This window comes from Altibacter sp., assembly GCF_019913785.1.
In the GTDB taxonomy this organism is placed as follows: Bacteria; Bacteroidota; Bacteroidia; order Flavobacteriales; family Flavobacteriaceae; genus Altibacter.
The window spans coordinates 71,142-81,928 of record NZ_JAIOHK010000059.1 but is presented as its reverse complement, the minus strand read 5'-3'; the positions used below and the strand labels follow the sequence as shown (position 1 = coordinate 81,928).

At 41.4% G+C, this 10,787-nt stretch carries 11 protein-coding genes; all 11 read left to right on the top strand.

The annotated features are described in order from the left end of the window. The coding region (locus tag K8F54_RS10210) for a ribose-phosphate pyrophosphokinase (protein ID WP_290790423.1) at positions 1-915 on the top strand (915 nt) is incomplete at its 5' end. 170 nt (positions 916-1,085) lie between these two features. Beyond that, positions 1,086-1,748 carry a 50S ribosomal protein L25/general stress protein Ctc gene (locus K8F54_RS10205; RefSeq protein ID WP_290790420.1) on the top strand — a complete coding sequence of 221 codons (663 nt, stop codon included), beginning with the start codon at positions 1,086-1,088 and terminating at the stop codon, positions 1,746-1,748. A gap of 80 nt (positions 1,749-1,828) precedes the next feature. Beyond that, positions 1,829-2,461: an aminoacyl-tRNA hydrolase gene (pth, locus tag K8F54_RS10200; RefSeq protein ID WP_290790417.1), complete on the top strand. Its 633-nt coding sequence runs from the start codon at positions 1,829-1,831 to the stop codon at positions 2,459-2,461. Between the two features lies 1 nt (position 2,462). After that, on the top strand, positions 2,463-3,395 hold the full coding sequence (locus K8F54_RS10195) for a bifunctional riboflavin kinase/FAD synthetase (RefSeq protein ID WP_290790414.1): 933 nt from the start codon (positions 2,463-2,465) through the stop codon (positions 3,393-3,395). After that, complete coding sequence (locus tag K8F54_RS10190) at positions 3,385-4,746, top strand: HTTM domain-containing protein (RefSeq protein WP_290790427.1); 1,362 nt, start codon at positions 3,385-3,387, stop codon at positions 4,744-4,746. Before K8F54_RS10195 ends, K8F54_RS10190 begins: the two co-directional genes overlap by 11 nt. 88 nt (positions 4,747-4,834) lie before the next feature. Beyond that, positions 4,835-6,106 (top strand): serine--tRNA ligase, encoded by a 1,272-nt coding sequence (gene serS, locus K8F54_RS10185; protein WP_290790412.1) that lies wholly within the window; start codon positions 4,835-4,837, stop codon positions 6,104-6,106. A 91-nt stretch (positions 6,107-6,197) separates the two neighbouring features. Then, positions 6,198-7,982, top strand: coding sequence for a tetratricopeptide repeat protein (locus K8F54_RS10180; RefSeq protein ID WP_290790409.1), 1,785 nt, complete (start codon positions 6,198-6,200; stop codon positions 7,980-7,982). A gap of 10 nt (positions 7,983-7,992) precedes the next feature. Next, positions 7,993-8,301, top strand: coding sequence for a DUF4286 family protein (locus tag K8F54_RS10175; RefSeq protein ID WP_290790407.1), 309 nt, complete (start codon positions 7,993-7,995; stop codon positions 8,299-8,301). Further along, positions 8,301-9,095, top strand: coding sequence for a 16S rRNA (adenine(1518)-N(6)/adenine(1519)-N(6))-dimethyltransferase RsmA (rsmA, locus tag K8F54_RS10170; RefSeq protein ID WP_290790404.1), 795 nt, complete (start codon positions 8,301-8,303; stop codon positions 9,093-9,095). Before K8F54_RS10175 ends, rsmA begins: the two co-directional genes overlap by 1 nt. Next, on the top strand, positions 9,073-10,425 hold the full coding sequence (mgtE, locus tag K8F54_RS10165; protein ID WP_290790402.1) for a magnesium transporter: 1,353 nt from the start codon (positions 9,073-9,075) through the stop codon (positions 10,423-10,425). Before rsmA ends, mgtE begins: the two co-directional genes overlap by 23 nt. Next, a complete protein-coding gene (locus K8F54_RS10160; RefSeq protein ID WP_290790399.1) occupies positions 10,422-10,787 on the top strand; it encodes a cupin domain-containing protein in 366 nt (121 codons plus the stop codon). Before mgtE ends, K8F54_RS10160 begins: the two co-directional genes overlap by 4 nt.

Genomic DNA, 10,787 nt, shown 5'->3' with positions numbered 1-10,787 from the left:
ATTTTTGCCTGTAAACAAAGTGAAGCCTTGGCTGAAGACATAGCGAAAGCCTTCGGAATTACACTCGGAAATGTAATTACCTCTCACTATAGCGACGGTGAATTTCAGCCTTCTTTTGAAGAATCGGTTCGAGGTAGTAGAGTGTTCATCATTGGATCTACTTTTCCCAATAGTGACCACCTTATGGAAATGCTCTTGATGTTGGATGCTGCCAAGCGTTCTTCGGCACGACATATTACCGCGGTATTGCCCTATTTTGGCTGGGCAAGACAGGATAGAAAAGACAAACCTCGAGTTCCTATTGCCGCTAAATTAGTAGCAAAAATGCTCGAAACAGCCGGTGCTACTAGAATTATCACCATGGACCTGCATGCCGATCAGATTCAAGGATTTTTTGAAAAACCGGTGGATCACCTGTTTGCATCAACCATTTTTCTGCCTTACTTAAGGAAGTTAAACCTGGCTAATCTCACCATAGCTTCCCCCGATATGGGAGGGTCAAAACGTGCGTATGCTTATTCGAAAGCCATGGAAAGCGATGTGGTTATCTGTTACAAACAGCGCGCAAAGGCAAATGTGATATCGTATATGGAGCTTATTGGTGATGTGGAAGGAAAAAATGTGGTGTTGGTAGATGATATGGTAGATACCGCAGGTACTCTCACCAAAGCAGCCGACCTCATGATAGAGCGAGGGGCTATAAGTGTCCGGGCCATTTGTACACATCCTATTCTTTCCGGAAATGCATATGAACGTTTGGAAAAATCGAAGCTGCAAGAACTGATTGTCACCGACTCCATTCCGCTACGGAAACAAAGCGATAAGATTCGTGTTCTTACCTGTGCCAATCTGTTTGCCGATGTGATGTTAAGTGTAAATGCTAATAAATCAATCAGTTCTAAGTTTTTAATGTAAAAAACATACGCCCTTCCTAACGCGCTGAAACACATGCACTAGTAGTATTTCTTTCTATCAATTGCCTTGGTTAATTTTTAGCAGTTTTATTTTCAATCTTTTCAGAAAAAAACTTACATTTGCACCCGCTTTACAAGGAAGTAAAGAGGTAATAAACAATATTTAAAGTAATGAAATCAATTACAATCAATGGATCTCTAAGAGAAAGCGTGGGCAAGTCTTCGACCAAAGCCCTACGTAATGCTGAAAAGGTTCCTTGCGTAGTATACGGAGGGGATAAGCCAATTCACTTTTCAGCAGATGAACTGGCGTTTAGACACCTGGTGTACACCCCCGATGTACATACAGTTGTAATTAAATTGGAGGACGGCAACGAAATAAATGCCATTCTTCAAGACATACAGTTTCACCCGGTTTCAGACCGAATTTTACACATTGACTTCTATCAAATTTACGATGATAAAGAGGTAATGCTGGAAATTCCAGTGCGTACGGTTGGAAATGCACGTGGCGTGCGAAACGGAGGAGTTTTGCGAATTGTTACTCGTAAACTTCGTGTGAAGGCATTGCCTGCTAATCTACCCGACTTTATTGAAGTAGATATTTCTGAAATGAAGATTGGTGCGAAAATGTATGTTACCGAGGTTGAAAACGACGCATATAAATTCTTACACCCGGATAATACGGTGATTTGTCAAGTGAGAACATCACGTACAGCCATTGTAGACGAAGTGGAAGAAGACGAAACTGAAGAAGGAGTTGAAGGAGTAGAAGGAGAAACTGCCGAAGCAGCCGCTGAGGGAGAAACTGCTGAAGCACCTGCAGGAGAATAAATCTTCAATTTTCAAGATACCTAAAAAGCATTCCGTTATTCGGGATGCTTTTTTTATTTTTACGGAAGTTAAACAACTGTATGTTTGCATTTTTTAAGAAGCTATTCTCATCTAAATCGAAATCACAAATCACCGAAGGCGATCCTATGAAAAAATTTCTCATTGCCGGATTGGGCAATATTGGTCCCAAATACGAACATACACGTCACAATATTGGTTTTAAACTGTTGGATTTTGTAGCCGAAAAAGAGTCACTTACCTGGGAGACCGCAAAATTGGGCGATATTACTTCTTATAAGAAAAAAGGACGCACCTTTTTATTGCTGAAGCCCAGCACCTATATGAACTTAAGCGGAAAAGCCGTTAAATATTGGCTTGAGAAGGAAAAAATTCCCTTGGAAAATTTACTGGTAATTACCGATGACTTAAATTTACCATTTGGAACCATTCGTATAAAAACCAAAGGCAGCGATGGGGGGCATAACGGACTTAAAGATATTCAAAGTGTTTTGCAAACGACCCAGTACAATCGCTTCCGATTTGGGATTAGTGATGAATTTTCAAAAGGAAGACAGGTAGATTATGTATTGGGCGAATGGAATGAGGAAGAAGAAAAGTTGCTAAAGGAGCGCTTGGAAAAAGGAGCTGAGGTGATAACATCCTTCGGTCTAGCCGGTATCAATATCACCATGAACACTTTTAACGCCAAGTAATGTGAACGAATTCGCTTCAGCTGCATCGTATAAGAATGATCGCCCCTGTGTGGTCACCATTGGAACCTTCGATGGCGTACATATTGGCCATAAGGCGCTTTTAAAACGGTTAGTAGCCACCGCTAAAAAAGAAGAACTCGATTCGGTTGTACTCACCTTTTTCCCGCATCCCAGAATGGTGCTTCAAACCGATTCGAACTTGAAGCTTATCAATACCATTTCAGAAAAGAAAACACTACTCGCCGAAACCGGATTGGATCACCTCATTATTCATCCTTTTACACATGCCTTCTCCAGACTTACAGCCGTGGAATATGTTCGTGATATTTTGGTAAATAAGTTAAAGGCAAAAAAAATCATTATTGGTTACGATCATCGCTTCGGCAGAAACCGAACGGCCACCATCGAAGATCTGCGAGAGTTTGGAAAGACCTATCATTTTGAAGTAGAAGAAATAAGTGCCCAAGAATTGGATGAGGTGGCGATAAGCTCTACCAAAATTCGAAAGGCACTACAGGAAGGCGATATAACCACCGCCAATAGTTATTTGGGTTATCCCTTTATGGTATCCGGAAAGGTAGTAAAAGGCAAGCGAATAGGACGAACCTTGAACTATCCAACGGCCAATCTTGAGATTGAAGAACCGTACAAAATGATTCCTAAAAATGGGGTGTATGTGGTACAGGCTAAGATTAATTCAGAAAAAGTCATCGGCATAACCAGTATTGGAACCAATCCTACCGTAGGGGGCACAGAAAAAACCATTGAAACCTATTTTTTAGATTTTAATGCGGATCTCTACAACACCAGATTGACACTTGAGTTTATAACGCACATTCGCGATGAAGAAACCTTCAAAGACAAAAATGCCCTAAAGGCAGCCATAGAAAAAGACGAATATTTCGCCAGAAACTTTATAGCAGATCGTGAATAAATTCCTGTTTCAGCATATTGACAATTCGGGGCTTGTCCTTTTTAGAGTAGTCTTTGGCTTGTTAATTACACTGGAGGCTTTCGGAGCAATTGCAACAGGCTGGGTAAAGCGGACTTTTATAGAACCCGAATTTACATTCCACTTTATTGGCTTCGAATTTTTACAGCCACTACCCGGGGATGGGATGTACTACTATTTTGTGGTGATGGGCATTTTCGGCATTGGGGTCATGCTAGGATATAAGTACAGATTTAGCATGTTCGCTTACGCCCTTCTGTGGGTTGGGGTGTATTTAATGCAAAAGACCTCGTACAACAATCATTACTATTTAATGCTACTGTTGTGCTGGATCATGGCATTTTTACCGGCACATCGCTGGTGGTCATTGGACGCAAAATTCAGTGCAAAGATCAAGTTACCTTCAATGCCTCGCTGGGTGTTATGGGTGTTGATACTTCAGGTTTGGATCGTTTACACCTATGCTTCGGTTGCCAAATGGTACCCCGATTGGTTAGACACTACGGTAGTTGCCCTTTTTATGAAAGGCAAGCAGGACTATTGGCTTATAGGTGACTTTTTACAACTAGAATGGGTACATTGGTGTATCGCCTACGTTGGGATCATCTTCGATTTGTTGATTGTTCCGTTTTTACTCTGGAAACGCACTCGATTGATTGCTTTTTTTATTTCAGTGTTCTTTCATTTATTTAATTCGATTGTATTCCAAATAGGTATCTTCCCATATATGTCGATTGCCTTTGCGCTATTTTTCTTTACTCCGGAATTACTTCAGAAGCGATTTCTTCCCAAAAAACAATTGTATACTGCTCGTGAAATTATCGTTCCGAAGTATAAAAACATCCTCCTCGGTATTTTCTCGCTGTATTTTATTGTACAACTAGCACTTCCCTTACGTCACTGGATATTTGTGGACGACGTATTGTGGACGGAAGAAGGCCATCGTCTTAGTTGGCGTATGATGCTGCGTTCCAAAACAGGGGCTTTAACCGTTTGGGTGGTTGACAAGGCAACAGCTGAACGAAGTCGCTATAACTACAACCAACTTGTCACCAACAAACAACGCAGGTCTGTGAACACCAAGCCCGATTTAATTTGGCAGCTTGCACAATATATAAAAAAGAAAGAGGCTGAAGAAGGTCGCGATGTGGCCGTCTATATGGAGGCTATGGTACAGGTAAATGGTGGGGAGTACTTCCCGTTTATCGATCCAAAAGTCGATCTTGCCAACGAGCCCTGGCATCCTTTTAAGCACCACGATTGGATCCTTCCATCACCAAAAGACTATCATCAAAAGGCACAGACTCATATTCCGCTTAAAGAAGCCGATTGATTTTAAAAGTGGTTGAAAAAAGAACACCAATAAAAACTTACAAAAACCTTCAAAATCCGTAAATTTGCTGCCTTAAATACAATTCACCATGTTACAGGTACAAGAGATCCGAGATCATAAAGAAGCCTATATCAAAGCCCTTTCCAAGCGGGGAATCGATGCAAAAGCGGTATTCGAGGAAGTGCTACAGGCCGATGAAGAACGAAGAAACACTCAGTTACAACTGGATGAAACCCTTGCGCAATCGAATAGCTTTTCAAAAGAAATAGGGAAACTGTTTCAGAGTGGTGAAACCCAAAAGGCAAATTTGCTGAAAGAAAAAACGGGTCAGTTAAAGGAAGCGTCAAAAGTATTGCAAGAGCAACTAAACACAGCTACAGAAACCTTGCAAAACTTGTTGTATACCCTGCCAAACATTCCACATTCATTGGTTCCGGCGGGAAGTGACGAGAACGATAATGAAGAAACTTTCCGTGAAGGAGATATTCCGGTATTGGACAGCGAAGCACTGCCACATTGGGAGCTGGCTAAAAAATACGACCTGATCGACTTCGAATTGGGTGTGAAGATTACGGGAGCAGGGTTTCCGGTTTACAAAGGAAAAGGAGCACGACTACAACGAGCCTTAATTTCTTATTTCTTGGATAAAAACACAGCTGCAGGATACACCGAATACCAGGTTCCTCATCTAGTGAATGAAGCATCGGGATTTGGCACCGGACAACTGCCGGACAAAGAAGGACAGATGTACCATGTGGGTATAGACGATCTATATCTTATTCCTACCGCCGAAGTACCGGTCACCAATCTTTTTAGAGGAGATTTACTTTCACACGCAGAACTCCCCATAACCTGTACCGGTTACACTCCCTGTTTCCGAAGAGAAGCCGGAAGCTATGGGGCCCATGTACGCGGCTTGAACCGATTGCACCAATTTGACAAAGTAGAGATTGTGCGGATAGAACATCCCGACAATAGCTATGCAGCCTTGGATGGCATGGTGGAACATGTAAAGGGAATTTTACGCGACTTAAAATTGCCGTATCGTATTCTTAGATTGTGCGGTGGCGACCTTGGGTTTACCTCTGCCCTTACCTACGATTTTGAAGTATTCTCTACGGCTCAAGACCGATGGCTTGAGATCTCTTCGGTGTCTAATTTTGAGACCTTTCAAGCCAACCGATTAAAACTTCGTTTTAAGGACAAGGACGGAAAGAACAATTTAGTGCATACCCTTAACGGAAGTGCTTTGGCACTACCACGTGTGTTGGCCGGAATCCTTGAAAATTACCAAACTCCTAACGGAATTAAAATCCCGGAAGTACTAATCCCTTACTGTGGATTTGATATGATTACTTAATTCGTCCCCGGCGGTAACGAATACAGTTTCCAATTTCACGGCTTCATTTTTGATATAATTGTTTCAGAAATCAAATCGTTATATTTACCCTATGCGAAACATCCTCATTATACTATTCCTAAGCATTAGCTCGGTGGTTGCGGCCCAAAGCGAACTTTTGGCTAAGAATTATTTCGAACAAGGGGAGTATGAAAAAGCGCGATCGATCTACGATAAATTGTTGCAGCAAAATCCCGGCCGACTTGATTATTTTTTGATGTTGGTGCAGAGTAATCAGCAATTGGAGCAATTTTCGGAAGCTGAGAAATTACTGTTGGACAAATTAGCTGAACGACGTGTAAATCCGTTGTATTATGTTGAACTGGGGTATAATTATTCGCTGCAGCAAAACGAAATACAGGCCTTGATATATTACAACAAAGCGATTGACTTTACGATTGAAAGCCCTAATTATGCCTATTCGGTGGGTGACTCCTTTTCAAGGTACAGTCTGCTGGATCAAGCGATTATGGTATATGAAAAGGCGATGGAAGCGGATCCCGAAAAGGATTTTAATTTGCATTTAGCTCGAATCTATGGTGAACAAGGGAATCTGGAAAAAATGTTTTCCAAGTATATCGATCTCATAAAAAGCAATGCAGGGTACAAGGGAGCGGCACAACAGGGATTTAGTCAGTACATCACTGAGGATCCTACTAACGAAGCCAATATCTTGTTGCGAAAGACCTTGCTTCAGAAATCACAAGAGCGACCAGATCTACTATACAATCAATTATTGAGTTGGCTCTTTGTTCAGCAAAAGGAATTTAAAAAAGCTTTTACTCAGGAAAAGGCCATTTACAAACGCTTGGAACAGGAAGATTTAAGCGGAATTATAGACATTGGTATTATAGCTATTTCAGAAAAAGATTATGAAAATGCTAGAGACATATTCAACTTCGTTGTCGAAAATTCGGCTACTCCCGAAGCTAAATTGCAAGGTCATCAGTTCTTAATGAAGATCGCACTTGATACGGCAACACCGAAAGAGTACCAAAAGATCGAACAGCAATTTGAGACTTTGTTCGCCGAATACGGCCTGGGGGCCAGAACCTACTTGCTTCAGATTGATTACAATCACTTTTTAGCATTTCAAGCCGGAAAAAAAGAAGTTGCAATTGCCAATTTGAAGGCCTTGACGAATGAAAGATTAACATCGTATCAAGAGGCACGGGTAAAGATGGAGCTTTCGGACATCTTGGTTTTTGATGAGAAATTCAATCAGGCATTGATCTACTATTCACAAATTCAGAAAAGGGTAAATAGCGATGTCCTTGCACAGGAAGCCCGATTTAAAGTAGCTAGAACCAGCTATTTTAAAGGTGATTTTCAATGGGCGCAGGTACAGTTGGATGTCTTGCGGAAATCTGCGTCTCAACTTATCGCCAACGACGCCATGCAGCTTAGTTTGCTTATTCGGGACAATTCGTTGGAAGATAGTACCCAAGCAGCCATAAAAAAATATGCGCGAGCTGATCTTATGGCGCTTCAGAATAAAAATACGGAAGCCATTTCGGCCTTGGAAGAAATTCTAACAAATCACAAAGGCGAAAAGATTGAAGATGAAGCTCTCTTAAAACAAGGGCAGTTATTCGAATTGACAGGGCAGTTTAAAAAAGCCGAAGCCAATTATTTAAAGATCCTCGAATTTTATAAGGATGATATTCTAGCCGATGATGCCGTTTACCGTTTGGCAAAACTGTACGAGGAGCAATTGCTTTTACCGGAAAAGGCGAAAGCCTATTACGAGCAGCTTATTTTCAACTATGCCGACAGCATCTATTTTGTAGAAGCCCGAAAGAAATATCGTTCGCTGCGAGGGGATGCAATTAATTAAATTTCTTTATATGTACATCTACAACGTCACTATAAATATTGATGAATCGATCCACGACAGCTGGTTGACATGGATGAAATTAGAACATATTCCGGCGATGTTGGATACGGGTAAATTCAGTAAAGCCCTTATGACAAGAGTGCAGGTAGAAGAAGATATAGGAGGTATAACCTATTCGGTACAATACCGTACAGACAGCAAGGAAACACTTATGAAATACTACAAAGAAAATGCGCCTACACTACGCGCACAAAGCAAGCGCTTTGAAGGGAAATTTGTTGCCTTTAGAACCGAGTTGGAAATTATTTGCGAGCAATAATGGGAAAGGAAGTTAGGGCCAAAAAGTATTTAGGGCAGCATTTTTTAATCGACGAGACCATTGCTGAAAAAATTGCCTCGACACTAAGTCTTGAGGGATATAACAAGGTACTGGAAATTGGCCCGGGAATGGGGGTACTGACTAAATATCTAGTAAAACATGATATAGATATTATTGCGATGGATCTAGATTCCGAAGCCGTTGCCTACCTTCAAGAAAATTACTCCGATAAGCACTTGCAGATCCTGGAAGCAGATTTTTTGAAGTTTGATCTTTCGAAACTTTTCGAAAAAGCACCCTTTGCAATAACCGGGAATTTCCCTTATAATATTTCTACACAAATTGTATTTAAGACCTTGGAATGGCGCAATCGAATACCCGAATTTTCAGGGATGTTTCAGAAGGAAGTGGCGCAACGGATTTGCTCAAAAGAAGGAAGTAAAGTATATGGTATTTTATCAGTACTAACCCAGGCATTTTACGAGGCTGAGTACCTGTTTACGGTCTCTCCATCGGTATTCAACCCACCGCCCAAGGTAGAAAGTGGGGTGCTTCGGCTTCGGAGAAAAGCAGATTTTTCCCTTCCTTGTGACGAAAATTTGTTTTTCCGGGTTGTAAAAACGGCTTTTCAGCAGCGTCGGAAAACCCTTCGCAACAGCTTAAAAAGCTTCCAACTCTCCGATAAATTGAAAGAAGATGTTATCTTTGGGCAGCGACCGGAACAACTTTCGGTGGCCGAATTTATAGCACTTACCCAAAAACTGGAGCACGATGCAATTTCAACTCACAGCTGATTTTATAACGCAAATTGAACAGCTCATTGCCAACAAAGATGGCAATGCGTTGCGTGAGTTGCTTCAAGAATTACACTTTGCCGATATTGCTGAATTACTAGAAGAATTAGATAGTGATGAAGCAACCTACCTCATAAAATTACTGGAGAGTGAATTGACCTCGGAGGCACTGATCGAGCTGGATGACGATGTTCGGGAAAAAATCCTGAATCGATTATCGCCAAAGGAAATTGCCAAGGAGCTGGAAGAGTTGGACACCGATGACGCCGCCGATATCATTGCCGAACTGGATGAAGACATTCAGAAAAAGGTAATTGGAAAGATCAAAGATGAAGAACATGCCGCCGATATCGTAGAGCTATTAGCCTATGATGAAGATACTGCCGGAGCATTGATGGCTAAGGAATTGGTAAAGGTCAAGGAAACATGGAGTGTAGCAGGCTGTGTTCGGGAAATGCGGCGACAGGCAGAAAATGTAACCCGTGTCCACTCGATCTATGTAACCGATAAAGAAGGAAAGCTGATGGGAAGACTCTCCCTTAAAGACCTCTTAACGGCACCAGCCAAATCTAAAATACGAGATATATTCATACCAAAAGTTGATTATGTAACGGTGCATACCGAAAATGAAGATGTAGCCCGTATCATGCAAAAATATGACCTTGAGGCAATTCCTGTAGTAGATGATAACGGGATTCTTGTAGGGAGAATTACGATTGATGATATTGTAGACTTTATAAAAGATGAAGCCGAAAGAGATTACCAGTTAGCGGCGGGTATTACCCAAGATGTAGAGGCCGATGACAGCGTTTGGAAACTCACAAAGGCGAGACTTCCGTGGCTCATGATTGGTATGTTTGGAGGACTAGGGGCCGCGAGTATCATTTCGGGTTTTGAGGCCATCTTTCTTACCTACCCCAACCTGCTTTTATTTGTGCCCTTAATACAGGCGACTGCTGGGAATGTAGGTGTACAGTCCAGTGCAATCGTGGTGCAGGGTTTGGCCAATGACACCATAAAAGGAAATATTGTCCGGCGGCTCTTAAAGGAAGCCTTGCTGGCACTTATCAACGGCATGTCTATCGCCGTAGTGGTAATTTTTATAAGCCATTTTGCCTTTGGTACTACCTACACCGAATCTATCAGTATTTGTATTGCATTGATCGCTGTTATTATTTTGGCGGCACTTATTGGAACTTTTATTCCTATTCTTCTTGATAAAAAAGGAATAGACCCTGCTGTTGCCACAGGACCGTTTATCACCACGAGTAATGACGTATTTGGTATATTTACCTATTTCCTAATCGCGAAGCTTATTCTTGGGTTTTGAAGACCATAAACCTACATAAAAAATTCTCCAGTTTCAGCAAACACTGGCATCCTCATCAAATAGCGGTGGTGGATGATATGCAAGTGCTATTGGCAAAGATCAAAGACGAATTTGTATGGCATAAGCACGAAGAAGAAGACGAACTTTTTTTTGTTCAGAAGGGAACACTTGAAATGCACTTTCGAGATAAAATTGAGCTGGTAGGAGAAGGAGAAATTATTGTCGTCCCTAAAGGGGTAGAGCATTGCCCTAAAACTCGTAATGGTGAAGAAGTACATGTCCTTTTGTTTGAAAAACTAACCACCAAACATACCGGAAATGTTACTGATGCAAAAACACAAACCAACTATCCAAAAATTTAA